The sequence below is a fragment of the Helicobacter sp. genome (assembly GCF_014799995.1).
Taxonomy (GTDB): Bacteria; Campylobacterota; Campylobacteria; order Campylobacterales; family Helicobacteraceae; genus Helicobacter_D.
The window spans coordinates 22,959-39,236 of sequence record NZ_JAAVGY010000059.1 but is presented as its reverse complement, the minus strand read 5'-3'; the positions used below and the strand labels follow the sequence as shown (position 1 = coordinate 39,236).

The window sequence follows — 16,278 nt, the reverse complement described above, 5'->3', positions numbered from 1 at the left end:
TAAGGCATTTACAAGTTTTTTCCCCCCCCCCCCCCCGCACAGAAGCTAGAGAGAGAATCTCTATCGTGAAATTGATAAGTCGCACTAGGGAAAAGAGTTGAAAGGGCGTTTTTTACTGCGAGAGTCTGGATATAATCGCCCAAGTTTAAATGACTGAATTTAGGAAAATGTTTGTCATAATTAAAAAGCAAAAAATGATTCTTCGCGATAGATTTGTTACCACTAGGAATCACGAGATTCCTTAAAGAAAGCATTTCGTTTTCAATAAATTTTGTAAAGAGTGGTTGAAATTTAGAATCTAATTTCTCATTAAATTTTCTTCCAAAAATTATCATAATTTTCCTTTCGATCTTTAATTTACTTATTTTCCTTGCGAGATTCTTACATTTGAATTGCTTCGCTGCAATGGAATCTTTAAGGCGAGATTTTGGATTATGGATTGCTTCATCGTTTCACTCCTCGCAATGACGCAAAGACATTTCATTGCTTTGCAAGGACGATACAATGACGCAATTATATTACCTTTTGTTCTTTTTTTTGAATGAGACGCACGATATTTGGAATATGCTTATAAAAGATAATGCACATCATTAATACTAAAGGTGTATGGGTTGTAATATGTGGAATCTCTGGGTGCAAAAAGAAACTAGAACCTATACCACAAACTACGCCAAAAAGTGAAGCCAAGGAGGAGATTTTTAACAATTTCCCCACAACAAACCACACAAGCAAGCCCAAAACCGCTTCTAAAGGCAAAAATACTGCGACCACACCGACACAAGTTGCCACGCCTTTGCCACCCTCTAATCGCAAAAAAGGCGAAAAACAATGCCCCACGATAGCAAGAACCGCCATCATCCATTGCGCTTCAAAGCTCACACCAAAGCCTTTTGCAATCATAATAATCACAGCACCCTTTAGCGCATCACTTAGCATTGTTAAAATTGCGATTTTTTTAGCAATCTTTGGATTGCTTTCTTTCAATGCACGCAAGACATTAGTTGCACCAATGCTTCCGCTCCCAATTTCCCGAATATTTACTCCACCAAAAAATTTACCATATAATAGCCCAAATGGAATCCCACCTACCAAATAGGCAAGCGTGTAAAAGATTCCATTTAAGCTTGTAAAAAAATCAAGAATCCCAGCTAATAAATACATTTCAGATTCCTACACATCTAGGTGTTTCACATCTTTGGCGTGGCTTTGGATATATTCCCTACGCGGCTCTACCTCATCGCCCATAAATAGAGAAAACACATCACTTGCCCCTGCTTCATCTTGAATCTCTACCCGAATCAATCGGCGATTCTCCGGTGTCATCGTGGTTTCCCAAAGTTGTTCTGGATTCATTTCACCCAAACCTTTATATCTTTGGATATATGCGCCCTTTTTACTACTTTCCTCTATGGATTCTAACAAACTTACCGCATCTTGCCCTTGTAAAAATTCCAAATCAAATTCTTTTATTTTATTAAAAACAAAACGCGCTTCCTCAAAAAGTGGGTGGGTAAAGAGCTCTTCGTCAATCTTAATATCTACCAAACCAGAATCTGTTTGCACATAAAGATGAATTTTATCTTCTTCTATATTTTCATTTAGGATATTAAACCCAAGCTCTACGATTCTTTTTTTGATTGTCTTACATAGTGCATCATTTTTGAGTGTGAGCAAATCGTCATTTTCAATCAAATACCGCACAATTTCAATCAAAGCAAAACGTTTTTTGAGATTGTGTAAAGTCGAACGATAATGCGCGACAATTTTAAAAAACTCAATGAGTTCTTTCGTGCCGATTCCCTGAAATTCAAAGTTTTCAATTCCATTTTCAATCAGATATTCACTCAAAGCCTTTTCATCTTTGAGATAAATTTCTTTTTTGCCTTTTTTGAAACGATAAAGCGGTGGTTGCGCAATGTATAAATACCCCGCTTCAATAATTCCCTTTAAATAGCGGAAAAAGAAAGTCATTAAGAGCGTTTGAATATGGCTTCCATCTACATCTGCATCTGTCATAATAATGACTTTATTGTATCTTGCCTTTTGAATATCAAATTCCTCTCCGATTCCACAACCTAGTGCGGTGATAAGGTTTTTGATTTCCTCACTCTTTAAAATCTTATCTAGGCGACTTTTTTCTACATTTAAAATCTTTCCACGCAAAGGCAAAATCGCTTGATAAACTCTATCGCGCCCTTGTTTCGCCGAGCCTCCAGCAGAATCTCCCTCCACGAGATAAAGCTCACTGATACTTGGGTCTTTGCTTTGGCAATCCGCTAATTTACCGGGCAATGTGCCAACACTAAAGGATTCTTTCTTGCGTGTAAGTTCTCTTGCCTTTTTCGCTGCCTCTCGCCCACGTGCCGCCAAGAGTGCCTTTTGCATAATGGCTTTTGCTTCATTTGGATTTTCTTCAAAGAACTTTGAAATTTTCTCATAGCTAAGTTTTTGCACGATTGGACGCACGAAAGAGCTTCCTAATTTGCCCTTTGTTTGTCCCACGAATTGCGGGTCAATCACCTTGACAGAAACAATCGCAATTAATCCCTCACGAATGTCATCTCCTGTAATCTTGGAATCTTTTTCGCGAGCATTGGCATTTTCTTCAATATAATTTGTAATTGCACGTGTCAAGCCCATACGAAACCCTGCCTCGTGTGTCCCGCCATCAGTCGTATGGATATTATTCACAAAGCTCAAGACTTTCTCATCAAAGCCCTCATTATAGGCTAAAGCAATTTCTACTTCTACATTCTCATCTTTACCCTCAAATCCAATAATAGGGGAAATAAATGGCTTTTTGTTAATATCACTAATAAATTGCGATAAACCACCCTCAAAATGATAAGTCTCGTCAAAATCGCTTTGTTCTTCTTTGAAATGAATTGTGATTTGATGGTTTAAGTAAGCAAGTTCTTTGAATCTCTTTTTCAAGATTTCCTTGTCAAAAGTTACTACTTCAAAGATACTATCGTCAGGGACAAATTCAATCGTTGTTCCATTACGTTTGGTTTCTCCAATGATTTCCAAGTCATTTTGTGGAATCCCTTGTGCAAAGTCTTGGCGGTAGATTTGGTTGTGTTTAAAGATTGTCATTTGAAGCGATTTTGAAAGAGCATTGACAACGGAAACACCCACCCCGTGTAATCCTCCAGAATAAGTTTTTTGGTCAAACTTCCCACCCGCGTGGAGCACGGTTAAAGCAACTGTAGCTGCGGAAATGTTTTCTGTTGGGTGAATATCTACCGGGATTCCACGTCCATTATCGGAAATCCTCGCGCCACCCTCTTTGGTTAAAATGATTTCAATTTCGGTGCAGTATCCTGCCATTGCCTCATCAATACAATTATCTACCACTTCATAAATAAGATGATGTAAGCCGCTAACATTTGTATCACCGATATACATTCCCGGACGTTTTCTAACTGCCTCTAAGCCTTTTAAAACTTTAATACTTTGTCCTGTGTATTCTAAATCTTCCATTTCATTCCTAATAAGATTCTATTTTAAAATAATTAAATGATAATTGGCATTACAACGGTGGAGAAGTTTTCACTTTTTAATACAAAAGGTGCGTTTTTGCCATTGAGTTCCCAAATAAAGTCCGCAGTGTCAATTTGCATTAAGAAGTCTAGGACGTGGCGAGAGTTAATGCCTATTTCAATTTCTTCGCTAATTGAGAGATTGATTTCAACTTGTGTTTTGGCTTCGGAATTGTCTTGACTTAAGGATTCAAATAAAATTTCATTAGATTTGAAAGTAATCTTGACATCATTTGTTACAGAGTTGATGACTTTGATTCCCTCAATGATTTTTGCCTTAGGAATCGTAAGTTGTGTAGCAACTTCTTTTGGCAAGATTTTCTCGTAATCTGGGAATTTTCCATTGATTAGATGAGAAAAGAAAATGTAATTTTGAGATTTGATAATAATATCCTTTTCATTATAAAAAAGTTCAATATTGTCAAAGAATAGACGTTGAATCTCTGTAATGGCTTTTTTAGGGAAAATCAATGCTAAATTGCTTCCTGATGCGTTGTCAAACTTTACCATTGCAAGACGTTTAGTGTCTGTTGCGACAAAATTATAAGAATATTCTTTAATATCTAAAAGAGCCCCATTTAATTCGCGTTTTTGATTATTTGTATCAATAGCAGGAAAGATTTTTTTCATTGAGGCGATGAGTTGTAGGGAATTAATTTCTAGTTTTGGTAAATTTTCGTGTTCTGGAAAAGCTGGAAATTCTTGAGCGTTAAACATAGGAAGTTTAAAGGAGCTTTTGTTTTGTTGGATATGTAAATTTTCATTTTGAGTGTAGAGATTGACTTCTCCTTCTTTTAAGTGTTTGATAATGTCTAGGGCTTGCTTTCCATTGACTGTTGCGATTCCGTTTTCGTTAATTTTAAGAGAATCACTAAAGGCACAAAGTCCCATTTCGAAGTCTGTGGCTTTGCAAATGAGTTGATTATCTTTTGTTTCAAGATAGATATGGGAAGTGATTTGACTAGAATCTTTTTTATCTAAGAAAGGTTGCAAAGAAGTAAAAATATTATCCAAGACACTATTTGGAATTGTGATGTTCATAAGAGCTCCTTAATTTAATTGAATTTAGAAGTATTAGTAGAGGGCTTGAAATGTTGAATAAGTGCTACAATCTTCTAAATTTCTATCTTTTGTGAGAATTAATTAGGCTTTTTAATTTCACATAAATTCACTATTTTAGCAAAACTTTGTTTTTATTGTATTTAAAAGTGTTATTTTATTTTGTTTTTTATCTCTTCAATAATGGTTTTGAAGTTTGTGTTTTCGTTGATTTCATCTTGAATACTTTTCATTGCTTTGCTCACAGTGCTATGGTCTTTCATACCAAAGAAGTTTGCAAGATAGGGCATAGAATTTGGCGTAAGGGTTCTTGCTAGGTAAATAACAATTTTTCGTGCGATGACAATATTTTTAGAGCGATTTTTGCTTTTAATATCGGAAGGTTTGAGATTATAGTATTTTGCCACAGTGTCAATGATTTTATCCATACTGACATTTTCTTTGGATTCTTTGATATATTCTTTCAAAACATCTTTGACGAAATCTAGGCTAATTTCTTGGATATTTGTAACATTCATTGAAAAGTTGAGTTTGACTAAAACGCCTTCAATTTCGCGAATATTATCATTGATATTTGCCGCGATGAAATGGATAATTGTGTCGTTTAAGTGGATTCTATCTAGTTCGCATTTTGCACGGATAATGTTAATTTTTGTTTCTAATTCTGGGGGTTGAATATCCGCAAGAAGTCCGGAAGTAAAACGTGTTTTTAGACGCTCTTCTAAACCTTTCATATCTTTTGGAGGGCGGTCAGAAGTGAGCACAATTTGCTTGTTATTTTCTTTGAGCTCATTAAAGGTGTGGAAAAATTCTTCTTGGATTTGTTCTTTACCACTTAGGAATTGAATGTCATCAATGAGTAAATAATCGCAAGCACGATATTTTTCTCGGAATCGCTCCATTGTATTGTTGCGAATGTGTAATAAAAAATCATTTAAAAATTGCTCACTTGTAGTATAAATGACATTTTTGCCTACAAGAATATTTGCATTGCCAATCGCGTTTAAAAGGTGTGTTTTACCTAAGCCGGTATTACCATAAATGACAAGGGGATTGTATTTAATGCTTTGGTTTTGCGCAACAGATTTAGCGACATTAAAGGCAAAAGTATTGGAATTGCCCACGACAAAAGATGCAAAAGTGAAAGAGGGATTGAGATTCGTGGTGCTGTTTGGTTTGCGCACATTTGCCTTGTTTTCTTTCTTTTTACTAGAGTTCGCGACTTCTACAATAATTTCTGGTTTCCAGCCTTTGTTGATTTCAAAAAGATGAGCAATTTTGCTAGCGTATTTGGTTTTTACCCAACTCGCAATTAAAATATTTGGAGCATTGAATACGATTCTATCTTCGCGTGAATATTTTTCATTATAAGTAATTTGACTGATATAATTGTCAAATTCAAAAGGTGTAATTTCCTCTTTTAATTGCAATAAAATCTGGTTCAAAATCGCGCCTTTAAAGTTATTCACAGGTGTGAATAAGATGTGAATAACTCGTGAAATTTAAGGAGATTTTATCTCAAAATTACTAAAAATTTTATATGATTCTGCAAATTTAAAATCATTTTATTAAGGCAATTAGTGAATATTCTAGGTATTGATCCGGGTAGTAGAAATTGTGGCTATGCAATTATTAAATTAGAAAAAAACACAATTTCTTTGCAAGAAGCAGGATTGATAAAAATCAAAGAAAGAATCTTGCAACATCAAATCTTAGAATTTGTAGAGGGAATTGATTTGGTGCTAAGAAATCATAAAATAGATTCCGTTGCGATTGAGGATATGTTTTATGCTTATAATCCTAAAAGCGTGATTAAGCTTGCACAATTTCGCGGAGCTTTGAGCCTTAAGATTCTGCAAGAGTTGGGCAATTTCACAGAATATACTCCTTTGCAAGTTAAAAAGGCTTTAACAGGCAATGGCAAGGCGCAAAAGGAGCAAGTTGCCTTTATGGTGAAGCGACTTTTAGGGATTAAGGGCGAAATTAAGCCGCTAGATATTACCGATGCAATCGCCATTGCGATTACACACGCACAACGATTGAAACTTCAAATTAAGGAATTTTAATGCAAATTACACTTTTAAATTACACAGAATTAAATGTTTGTTCTCACGCGATTCGCACTTGTTGGCAGAGCTTTGAGAAAAGCGACAATGGTGGCGCAAAGGATAAAGAGCTGATTTATCGCGTGGGCAATAAATTCAAACACGCTTCGACTTTAGAACATTTACATTATACTTTTTATATTCAAGGAATTTCGCGTGCGACTTTGCAGGAATTAGCACGCCACAGAATCGCATCTTTGAGCGTCAAATCTACGCGTTACACGCTTAAAGAACTAAAAGACGCGGAATCTTTTTTGCCTTTAAATGCAGCAAATCTTGCCCGCGCTGAAAAATTTTTGGTTTTTACGCAAAATGAAGCGGTGGATAAGGCGAGTGTGCAGGCTTTGGAAAATTTGCGATTCTTATTGCAAGAGAATATCAGCAATGATTTCGTGAAGTTTGCAATGCCTGAATCCTACAAAACGGAGCTAACTTGGAGTATCAATGCGCGGAGTTTGCAAAACTTTTTAAGCTTGCGGAGTTCTAAAAGTGCGTTATGGGAGATTCGCAATCTTGCCTTTGCGCTTTTTGAGGCTTTGCCAAATGAGCATAAGTTTTTGTTTGAAAGTTTTTTACAGAATAAAGAATAAAATAAATCCTATTCTACTTGGGGCGTATTGAGAATCGTTGATATATTTCAGTTTAACTTTCTTATTAGTGCAATATATTGTAAATCTTTTAACTCAAGGAATATTTGATTGTTTCATTAAAAAATGAGCTATATTCTAAATTGCCACAATTAAGAATAATTAGACTTTCTTTTGCTCTTGTAATGGCGGTATAAACAAGTTCTGCTTTACAATTTGGAGTTAATATAAAAATAATATTTTCTGCTTCCCACCCTTTAAAACTATGAATAGTAGAAAATTTTAATTTATCTCCAAACATAGTAAAGTTTGATTTGTATGATGTATTATTCTTATTGGGTTCTTTTGGAAAGAATGTCGTCATTGTTTCTTGATTGGTTATTTGTCTGTATTGATAATCTATATCTTTTAAAATATCCTTTTGACAAGAGATAATTGCTGTTTCTTTTGTATTAAATTCGTTATCTTGGATAATTTGTATAATCATATCTGTAATGGCGTTAATATTTGGGTCAATGTTTGCATATTGCATTGTTGGTGTTGTGTATGTAAATAAAGAATCTTGAATTAAGCTTTCATTCTCGAGTGATTCTATGGGCATATTTTGAAAGTATTTTCGTTGAAAATCGGATGCTAACTTAGCTAGTTGTCCATTGGATTGGAATCGATGCCCTTTTGTAAGCTGTTTATTCCACACTCCTTTGATGATGCCTAGATTAATATTACCCTCTTTGTCCAATGTTTGATTATCATAAATTTTTTGTTTTGGGTCGCCAAAAACCACAAATTCACCTTTTGAAGCAAGAAAATGTTGATGAATAATTTGTAGCCATTCGTTTTTGAAATCTTGAACCTCATCAATAAATATTGCTTGATATTTTGATATTTCTTTTTCTGTGAAAATATCTATATCGTAAGTTTCCCAATCATTCCAATTTTTTGATTCCAATTCTTGCTTTGACAAGCAGTGTTCAGCCTGATCTTTATAAAATTTATGGTAGTTGCGGATATGTATTTTATCCCAATCAAAATCGGCACGTACTTCATTAATACGGAATCGTAAATAATTAGAGAGGGTTATGTTATAGGTTAAGATTAAAATATCTCCTCCTGTGCGTTTTTGAGCATTCACAGCTCTTGTCGCTAGGACTTGAGTTTTACCAGATCCAGCAACGCCACTAATTTTTTGTTCTTTATTTACTATGCTTTCTGCTAGACTCTTTTGGATTGTAGTTAAATTTGTGTGTTTGCCGTCTTTATAAGAATGCCAATTTGGTGTAAATTTATCATCACTTTCATCAAAATTTTCTTCTTGTTCATATTTATCAAATTCTTGAACTTCTGAAGAATAATTTAGATTCAGAGTACCTTTATCATAAAGAAAACATTTTGTTTTACAGGTAAATTGCCTTTCGCCTTTGCATTCTTCTACATTAGAAAAGAAATCTTGCACCCTAAAAAGTTCGCAAAATCGGTCAATCCTGTAATGAGTCTTATTCATTGGTCCTATACAAAGGATATAATGTGTTCTATTGTTAGCAAGGGCGGTAGAATCATTATCTGTCATTAAATTAGCCAATTTTTCTAAATGAATTGTAGGAATATCTAAGATATTGGAAAAAATATGAATGATATTTTGACAATAATACTCTATGCCTGATATTTCGTTTTCTATTTTTTCATTATTGCTCGGTAGATAACATTGTATGGGATTTAATTTGACTTCTCCATTTGTGGCTTTAGTAATGTTATCACAAGCTCTTTTAAGTGCTATTTCTGATGGCTCAACAAGTGTAATGTTCTTTAGTCTTTGCTTTGTTAGCATTTCACGTTGCCTTAAAGCATCAAGGACGCATAATGTTCCTAGCCCTTGTCCGCATCCCCAATCAACTATTTCAATAACTTGTTTTTCAATGCGTTTAAATGGGAAGTTTTGCAAGGCAATACGACATTTATATAAATGCATATTCCCATACGCAGCAGTGTAGCAGTTGAGTGCTTCTGGAGTTTGTAAGCGATTTATGCCGTGATTTATCTCTGGATGTCTGCTGGGGTAATTTTGCCATTCTTGTGGCACGAGCTGTTTGCAAAGATCAACCGTATCTTGCGGAGACAAGTCTTGATATTCTTTTAATCTGTTGAGATATTCTGACATTAATATATTCCTTGTATAGTATCTGAAAGTGGATTGCATTTGTGCATTTCATAGTTTTTTTGGGCTATTTGTTTGTTTGCATTGGCATAGCAATATTCGCATAAATGCGGGCAAGTATTGTATTCTCCAATATCTTTTGCTACCATACAATCGCACAATTTACGTTGTCCTTTATCTTTTTTGTGTATGCTCAAAAAATAATGATTGTCAAGCAGTAAAATTGCATTTTGCGGAATTTTACTTTCATTAAAAAGATTTGGTTGTGGCATATTTTCTATTTTGACTCCTAAAATATCCATAAGTCGTGGATCTTTCCAAGCAAGACGCACGATTAAATCTCCATCAATACAGCGGTTATGTTCTATACCATATTTGCTAGCATCTAGCTTTTCTGCACAAGTAGCAAGCTGCAAACCCCAACCTTTTCGCTCGTTTAAACTAGAGAGCCTAGAAGCAAATTCTTCCATTTGCTCCTCATTCCATTCTACATATTGCACTTTGCTTTTTTCAAGATTAGACTTCACTTTTTTATAAGAAGTAATATCCGCATAGCTAAATACTAGCTTTTCTGTATAATTATGCAGTGTGTCTCCTAATTTTTCCACTTTTTTTAAAAGCGTATTGATTGTAATAGTGTCAGTCAATATCATAGGGTCAAATCTCCAGATAACTGATTCTTTTCCCAAAATTCGCGAAAATTCCCTAAAAGTTTCTATACGTTCTTGTTTTGGGGGGACACCCATTTCTAATTGCTCTGTTTCGTAATCATTTAAGGTATATTGAATGTAAAAATTAATCTTTTTTTCTTTTAAAATAGGAATATAGGGAAATAAAGGTTTGGGATTCTTAGACCAAAACACAATAAAACGTGTATTGCAATAAGAAATGTAGCTTTTTTTACCATTAAATGGATTAATCCACGCAGAATAACCGATGTTTAATCTATGAAAAAACCAATCAGCATAAAATGCGGGGATATCTGTGCTGCGACTTGCCGAGATGATATGGGGAGCTTGTGCTATTATCGTCTCCCCATTGTCTAGTTTAATTGTTGCCTTATTCCAACTCATTATTGACAATACAATATCGGGCTATTTAATCTTCGCCAAAATCGCATTGAAAGTCGTGCTTGGGCGCATAATTGCACTACATTTTTCATCATCTAGCTTATAATATCCGCCCAAATCCACTTTAACGCCTTGTGCGTTGAGGTATTCTTGGTGGATTTTGCTTTCATTTGCACTTAGCTCCTCCGCGATTCCCTTAAAAAAGCTTTGTAAGGCAGAATCGCTACTATCGTTTGCCAACGCTTTAGCAAAATAAAGCGCGAGATAGAAATGACTTGTGCGGTTATCGTCCTCGCCAACTTTGCGCGAAGGAGCTTTGTTGTTGTTGAGCCATTCACCAATCGCATTATCAAGGCTATTTGCTAGAATCTGTGCTTGTTTGTTGCCTGTTTTTTGAGCATAAAATTCCAAGCTTGCCTGAAGTGCCAAAAACTCTCCCAAGCTGTCCCAGCGCAAGTGGTTTTCTTCTACAAGTTGTTCGACTTGTTTAGGCGCACTTCCGCCCGCTCCTGTTTCAAACATTGAACCACCATTGAGCATAGGCACGACAGAGAGCATTTTCGCGCTTGTGCCAAGCTCTAGGATTGGGAATAAATCGGTTAAATAATCTCGCAAAACATTTCCACTAATGGAGATTACATCTTTGCCCGCACGAATGAGTTTGAGGGATTCTAAACACGCTTCTTTTGGCGGTAGAATCGCAATCTCCTTGCCTTTTTCTTTCAATCTTGCTTGGACTAAGTCTATCATAATTTGATTGCTTGGGCGTTTGGAATCTAGCCAGAAAATTGCTTTATTTCCTGTCAAGTCCGCACGTTCAATCCCTAAATCAATCCAATTTTGCACGGCTTCAAATTTGGCTTGGTTGGCGCGATAAATATCGCCTTTTTCTACTTTATGTTCTAGCAGAGTCGCGCCTTTTTCATCTACGATTCTAAAGATTCCATTTTCTTTGGCAATGAATGTTTTATCGTGTGAGCCATATTCTTGCGCTTTTTTTGCCATTAAGCCGACATTGGAGACGCTTCCTAATTGGCTAGGATTCAAAGTGCCATTAGCGCGCAAATCTTCCACAACCGCTTCATAAATCGTTGCATAGGTTTTGTCTGGAATCAGTGCGTTCGTATCGCATTCTTTGCCCTCTTTATTCCAAAGTCTCGCACCATTTTTGAGCATTGCAGGCATAGAAGCATCTACAATCACATCACTTGGCACGTGTAAGTTTGTGATTCCCTTATCAGAATTTACCATAGACAAAGGCGCGCTTTTGCTTAGAATCTCATTGTATTTTGCCAAAATTCCTTGTTTTTTCGGGCTATTTTCTGCTTTGCTTAGAAGTTCGCTTACGCCATTATTGGGATTCACGCCAAGTCGTGTGAGTTCTTCGCCAAATTCATTAAAGAGTTCTTTAAAATATACTTGCACAGCGTGTCCAAAAATCACAGGGTCGCTGACTTTCATCATCGTTGCTTTGAGGTGGAGAGAAAGCAAGATATTTTCGTTTTTGCACACTTCAATTTGCTTAGCATAAAATGCGTCCAAGTCTTTTGCGCTCATAAAGGTTGCGTCTAGGATTTCGTTTTTGTCTAGCTTGAGATTGTCTTTAAGGATTTCTGTGCCTTTTGAGCCGACAAATTCAATTCTCGCTTTGGTTGCTTCTTGTATCAAGAGGGCTTTTTCATTGTCAAAGAAGTCTCCTTTTGGCATATAAGAAATGCAGGTTTTAGAATCTTTGTGAAACTCTACGACACGATAGGGATTCTTTTTGGCATATTCTTTTACTGCTTTGGTGCAGCGGCGGTCAGAATTGCCTTGTCTAAGCACAGGATTGACAGCAGAACCCAAGACTTTTTGGTATTTTTCTTTGATAAGTTTTTGCGCTTCGTCTTTTGGTTCATCAGGAAACTCGGGCACATCAAAGCCTTTGGCTTGTAATTCTTTAATGGTTGCCTTTAATTGTGGAATGGACGCAGAAATATTAGGCGTTTTGATAAGGTTCGCGTCTGGTTGATTGACAAGTTCGCCAAGTATTGTGAGTGCGTCTTTGACTTTTTGGGATTCCTTTAGTCTTTCTGGAAATTGTGCTAAAACACGAGCAGAAAGAGAAATGTCAGAGGTTTCTACTGCAATGCCGACTTTGCCTAAAAATGCTTGAACAATAGGCAAAAATGAATAGGTTGCTAAAGCGGGGGATTCGTCTGTGAGGGTATAAGTGATTTTCATAAGCTTCCTTTAATATAAAATTATCGTTTGAGTATAACAAAGAATTGTGCAAAATTTGCTAATTTCAGTCAAGATTCTTTTTACTTTTTATACAAATGGGAAATTATGTTTTCGCATTTACACACTTTGCTAAAGTTTTGAGAATAATTAAGAATTTAAAACGCAAATTAGAGAGTTTGAAGTATAATATAAATTATGATTTAGATTTGACTACAATTAGTCAATCAAGGAGCAAGAATGTTTCCTGTGAAAAGCAGTTTAAAATTAGTCGGCAGTGTGCTTGGAATCGCAACGGATAAAGATTCTATTATTTGTATGGATAATTTCTATAATATTTCTACTTTTTCAAAAGAAAATAAAATCATTGATAAAGCATTGCAGCTATCCAAAGAAGTAGAGCCTCTGCACCATTTTAGCAAAGCAGTTGCAACCTCCCATACTACTTCCAAAGTCGCTATGGGTTTTGCCAAAGCAACAAAAGGCGTAGTGGTAACGACTACTCCAGAGATTGCGCCTATTGCGCAATTAACTTGGCAAAAGCTCGCGATTTCTAAAGTCTCTTTTTCGCACGAAGACGATTATTTAGCCACAGGGGGAGAAGATGGGCGTGTATTGGTGTATTCTACGGATAATTATCAGCTTATTTTAAGCACGCCACCTTTGCCAGATTATATTTCTTCTATTGCCTTTAGCGAAGATGAACGATTGATGTTTGCGGGTTGCTTTGGTAAAAGTGCAATGATTTTTGATGTTGTTAAAAATACTTTAGTCGCTACGGATATTAAGACGGATTCGCTCATTGAAGACGCGTTTTTCTATGCGGATAACACGCTTTTATTTTGTGTTACGAAAGACGGACAGACTTTGATTTATGATGTGCAAGAGCAGAAGTTTATCAAAGAAAACAAATTTAAAGGCGTATGGCTTACACGATGTCGTCCGCTTCCCGGTGGAGAATACGCGCTTGTAGGAGCAAAAGACAAGCAATTGCGTATCATTGACTTGAGTGATAATTCCTTAAGTGATTCTATCACTTTAGAACATAGTGGGATTACGACAATGAGAATCCAAGATAACCTGCTTTATCTCGGATTCTCTGATGGAACAATAGAGATTGCAGATATTAACGAAGCAAAAGAAGAAATGCTAGAGCTGCTTAATAACAATGACCTTAAAGGTGCATTGGGTTTGATTCACGCAAAAAATGTCTTTTTGCAAACTTTAAAAGAATATCGCACGAAGTTAGAAAACTTATGGAAAGAAATGCTAGCAAAAGCCATTGATTTATTGGCAAAAGACCAATTACAAGAGGCAACTGCAGTGGTTGAACCCTTTATGCTAGACCAACGCAAAAGAGAAGAGTTTGACTATTATTGGCAACAAAAGGAAGCCGTAGCGAAGTTTATGGACGCAATTGAAGCCAAAAACTATATGGAGGCTTACAAATTAGTAGATCAAAATCCTTATTTGAAAGAAACGGTTGCTTATGCCAAGCTAGAAGAAACTTGGGAAAAGTCTTTTGAAGTTTCTAAGCGATTGCTATTCCAAGACCCGCAAGGCAACTTAGTCAAAGCACAAGATTTATTGCGTCCGTTTGTAACGGTTAAATCCAAAAAAGATGTTGCAATGACATTACTTAGAAATAGTGATAAATTTGTCCAAGCAGATAAGGAATACAAGGCAAAGAATTTCGTAGAGTATTTTAAAATGTGCGATAGATTGCCGTTTTTGAAAGAAACCCTGATTTATAAAAGCGCGTTGCTTATCGGAGACCAAATTGCCCAACGCGTGAGTGCCTATGAGAATCAAAATGACTATGCAAAAGCCCTTGAGATTTGTAAGCTATTGGCTTCTATGTCGCCTTTTAAAACCCTTGCGGACGAAAAGGCAAAAACGATTCAAATCAAACTAGACTTTGCCCAAGCCTGCAAAGAGCGTAAATTAGCCGATGCGTTTAAAATGGCAGAAACTTACTTTGAATTGCGCTCTATGCCAGAATACAAAAAACTTTATGATGATTTTAAAAGATATGAAAAAATCGCCTTTTCTTTTGCCGCGGCGGGCAATGGTAAAAGCGCGTTGGATAATCTAAAAGAATATCTTTATATTGAATATTGGAGAGATAAGATTGCGGCGATTCTAAAAATTGCCTATCTTTCAGAATTTATGCTTAACGCACCGGGCAAAGAGGGCGCGCAGCCAGATATTTGCTGGAAAGAGACTTTTCAATATTATATTGAACGTTATGGCAAAGACGAGGAGATTAAAAAGCTAGCCAACGAAATTGGATTGCAAGAAGTGCTAGATAGTATTCCTTTTGATGGCAATGCAAAGGGGTATTTAACGACTATTGTAGCGGATTCCTTATTGTGCATTGATAATCAGCCATTGCACCAACACGAAGAGAATAAAAAAGAATAATCAGGATTGTTTAAACCATTATGGAATCCCAAGCCTTAAAGCCGCGTTATAAAACCAAACAAATTGCTGTGGGGGGTGTTTTGGTAGGTGGCGATGCGCCGATTTCTGTCCAAAGTATGACTTATAGCAAAACTGCCAATGTGCAAGAAACCAAGCAGCAGATTGACCGCTTGCAACTTGCAGGTTGCGATATTGTGCGCGTAGCAGTCAGTGATGAAGAGGACGCACAGGCATTAAAAGAGCTCAAAAGTATCATCACATTGCCTTTGGTTGCGGATATTCATTTTCGTTATAAATTCGCACTCATTGCCGCAGAAGTGGTGGATTGCATTCGGATTAATCCGGGCAACATTGGCTCAAAAGACAAAATTAAAGCCGTTGTCAATGCGTGTCAAGAGCGTCAGATTCCAATTCGTATTGGCGTCAATGCGGGAAGCTTGGAGAAACAATTTGAAACAAAATATGGCGCAACGCCTAAAGGTATGGTGGAATCCGCATTATACAATATCAAGTTGCTAGAGGATTTTGGCTTTACGAATCTCAAAGTTTCTTTAAAAGCAAGTGATGTAGAGCGCACAATGAGTGCTTATCGCACACTTAGACCTTTGGTGGAGTATCCTTTCCATCTAGGAGTTACAGAGGCGGGGGATTTGGAATCCTCTATGATTAAAAGCTCTATGGCTTTAGGGGGGCTGCTAATGGAGGGTATCGGAGACACAATGCGTGTATCCATCACAGGAGAGCTAGAGAAAGAGATTGAAGTAGCGCGCGGGATTTTGCGTTATTGCGGACGTCAAAAAGAAGGAATCACTTATATTTCGTGCCCTACTTGTGGGCGTTTGCAAGCCGATTTAGTACCGATTCTAAAAGAGCTTAAAGCGCGTATGCCCAAAATCAAGACGCCAATGCAGGTTTCTGTAATGGGGTGCGCAGTCAATGCGTTAGGTGAAGCGAAACACGCAGATGTGGCAATCGCCTTTGGCAGTGGTGATGGGCTCGTGATTAAGCGCGGTGAAATTGTAGGCAAATATAAGCAAGATGAGCTGATTGAAGTCTTTATTAAGGAAGTGGTTCAGACAGAGCAAGACTTAATCCAAGCAGCAAAGGCTGGCAAATAGC

12 protein-coding genes are annotated in these 16,278 nt (G+C 36.6%); 4 read left to right on the top strand and 8 right to left on the bottom strand.

Annotated elements, in window-relative coordinates:
• Positions 1-8 precede the first annotated feature (8 nt).
• The 5 genes from HDT10_RS09275 to dnaA all read right to left on the bottom strand — a co-directional run bounded on the left by HDT10_RS09275 (position 9) and on the right by dnaA (position 6,046).
• Positions 9-335 carry a hypothetical protein gene (locus HDT10_RS09275; RefSeq protein WP_290882662.1) on the bottom strand — a complete coding sequence of 109 codons (327 nt, stop codon included), beginning with the start codon at positions 333-335 and terminating at the stop codon, positions 9-11.
• A 178-nt stretch (positions 336-513) separates the two neighbouring features.
• Complete coding sequence (gene plsY, locus HDT10_RS09270; RefSeq protein WP_290882660.1) at positions 514-1,161, bottom strand: glycerol-3-phosphate 1-O-acyltransferase PlsY; 648 nt, start codon at positions 1,159-1,161, stop codon at positions 514-516.
• A gap of 9 nt (positions 1,162-1,170) precedes the next feature.
• On the bottom strand, positions 1,171-3,483 hold the full coding sequence (gene gyrB / locus HDT10_RS09265; RefSeq protein ID WP_290882658.1) for a DNA topoisomerase (ATP-hydrolyzing) subunit B: 2,313 nt from the start codon (positions 3,481-3,483) through the stop codon (positions 1,171-1,173).
• 32 nt (positions 3,484-3,515) lie between these two features.
• On the bottom strand, positions 3,516-4,583 hold the full coding sequence (gene dnaN, locus HDT10_RS09260; protein ID WP_290882656.1) for a DNA polymerase III subunit beta: 1,068 nt from the start codon (positions 4,581-4,583) through the stop codon (positions 3,516-3,518).
• Positions 4,584-4,753: 170 nt separating this feature from the next.
• A complete protein-coding gene (dnaA, locus tag HDT10_RS09255) occupies positions 4,754-6,046 on the bottom strand; it encodes a chromosomal replication initiator protein DnaA (protein WP_290882655.1) in 1,293 nt (430 codons plus the stop codon).
• Positions 6,047-6,181: 135 nt separating this feature from the next.
• Between dnaA and ruvC the strand changes: the two genes are divergently transcribed.
• Positions 6,182-6,667 carry a crossover junction endodeoxyribonuclease RuvC gene (gene ruvC / locus HDT10_RS09250; RefSeq protein ID WP_290882653.1) on the top strand — a complete coding sequence of 162 codons (486 nt, stop codon included), beginning with the start codon at positions 6,182-6,184 and terminating at the stop codon, positions 6,665-6,667.
• Positions 6,667-7,296: an FAD-dependent thymidylate synthase gene (gene thyX / locus HDT10_RS09245; protein ID WP_290882651.1), complete on the top strand. Its 630-nt coding sequence runs from the start codon at positions 6,667-6,669 to the stop codon at positions 7,294-7,296. Before ruvC ends, thyX begins: the two co-directional genes overlap by 1 nt.
• An 88-nt stretch (positions 7,297-7,384) precedes the next feature.
• On the opposite strand, the gene HDT10_RS09240 is transcribed toward thyX, so the two are convergent.
• The 3 genes from HDT10_RS09240 to HDT10_RS09230 are packed head-to-tail and all read right to left on the bottom strand — an operon-like array spanning position 7,385 to position 12,738.
• Positions 7,385-9,448: a UvrD-helicase domain-containing protein gene (locus HDT10_RS09240; RefSeq protein WP_290882648.1), complete on the bottom strand. Its 2,064-nt coding sequence runs from the start codon at positions 9,446-9,448 to the stop codon at positions 7,385-7,387.
• Positions 9,448-10,518, bottom strand: a complete 1,071-nt coding sequence (locus HDT10_RS09235; protein ID WP_290882645.1) for a DUF1848 domain-containing protein — start codon at positions 10,516-10,518, stop codon at positions 9,448-9,450. Before HDT10_RS09235 ends, HDT10_RS09240 begins: the two co-directional genes overlap by 1 nt.
• A 21-nt stretch (positions 10,519-10,539) precedes the next feature.
• Entirely contained in the window at positions 10,540-12,738 is a 2,199-nt protein-coding gene (locus HDT10_RS09230) for an NADP-dependent isocitrate dehydrogenase (RefSeq protein WP_290882642.1), read from the bottom strand.
• 237 nt (positions 12,739-12,975) lie between these two features.
• Here HDT10_RS09230 and HDT10_RS09225 point away from each other — a divergent pair, with 237 nt between their 5' ends.
• Complete coding sequence (locus HDT10_RS09225) at positions 12,976-15,159, top strand: WD40 repeat domain-containing protein (RefSeq protein ID WP_290882638.1); 2,184 nt, start codon at positions 12,976-12,978, stop codon at positions 15,157-15,159.
• A 20-nt stretch (positions 15,160-15,179) separates the two neighbouring features.
• Positions 15,180-16,277: a flavodoxin-dependent (E)-4-hydroxy-3-methylbut-2-enyl-diphosphate synthase gene (gene ispG / locus HDT10_RS09220; protein WP_290882634.1), complete on the top strand. Its 1,098-nt coding sequence runs from the start codon at positions 15,180-15,182 to the stop codon at positions 16,275-16,277.
• Position 16,278 lies beyond the last annotated feature (1 nt).

Coding starts and splice junctions, on each gene's coding strand:
- HDT10_RS09275 (WP_290882662.1), bottom strand. CDS start 335: ATGATAATTTTTGGAAGAAAATTTAATGAGAAATTAGATTCTAAATTT.
- plsY (WP_290882660.1), bottom strand. CDS start 1,161: ATGTATTTATTAGCTGGGATTCTTGATTTTTTTACAAGCTTAAATGGA.
- gyrB (WP_290882658.1), bottom strand. CDS start 3,483: ATGGAAGATTTAGAATACACAGGACAAAGTATTAAAGTTTTAAAAGGC.
- dnaN (WP_290882656.1), bottom strand. CDS start 4,583: ATGAACATCACAATTCCAAATAGTGTCTTGGATAATATTTTTACTTCT.
- thyX (WP_290882651.1), top strand. CDS start 6,667: ATGCAAATTACACTTTTAAATTACACAGAATTAAATGTTTGTTCTCAC.
- HDT10_RS09240 (WP_290882648.1), bottom strand. CDS start 9,448: ATGTCAGAATATCTCAACAGATTAAAAGAATATCAAGACTTGTCTCCG.
- HDT10_RS09235 (WP_290882645.1), bottom strand. CDS start 10,518: ATGAGTTGGAATAAGGCAACAATTAAACTAGACAATGGGGAGACGATA.
- HDT10_RS09230 (WP_290882642.1), bottom strand. CDS start 12,738: ATGAAAATCACTTATACCCTCACAGACGAATCCCCCGCTTTAGCAACC.
- HDT10_RS09225 (WP_290882638.1), top strand. CDS start 12,976: ATGTTTCCTGTGAAAAGCAGTTTAAAATTAGTCGGCAGTGTGCTTGGA.
- ispG (WP_290882634.1), top strand. CDS start 15,180: ATGGAATCCCAAGCCTTAAAGCCGCGTTATAAAACCAAACAAATTGCT.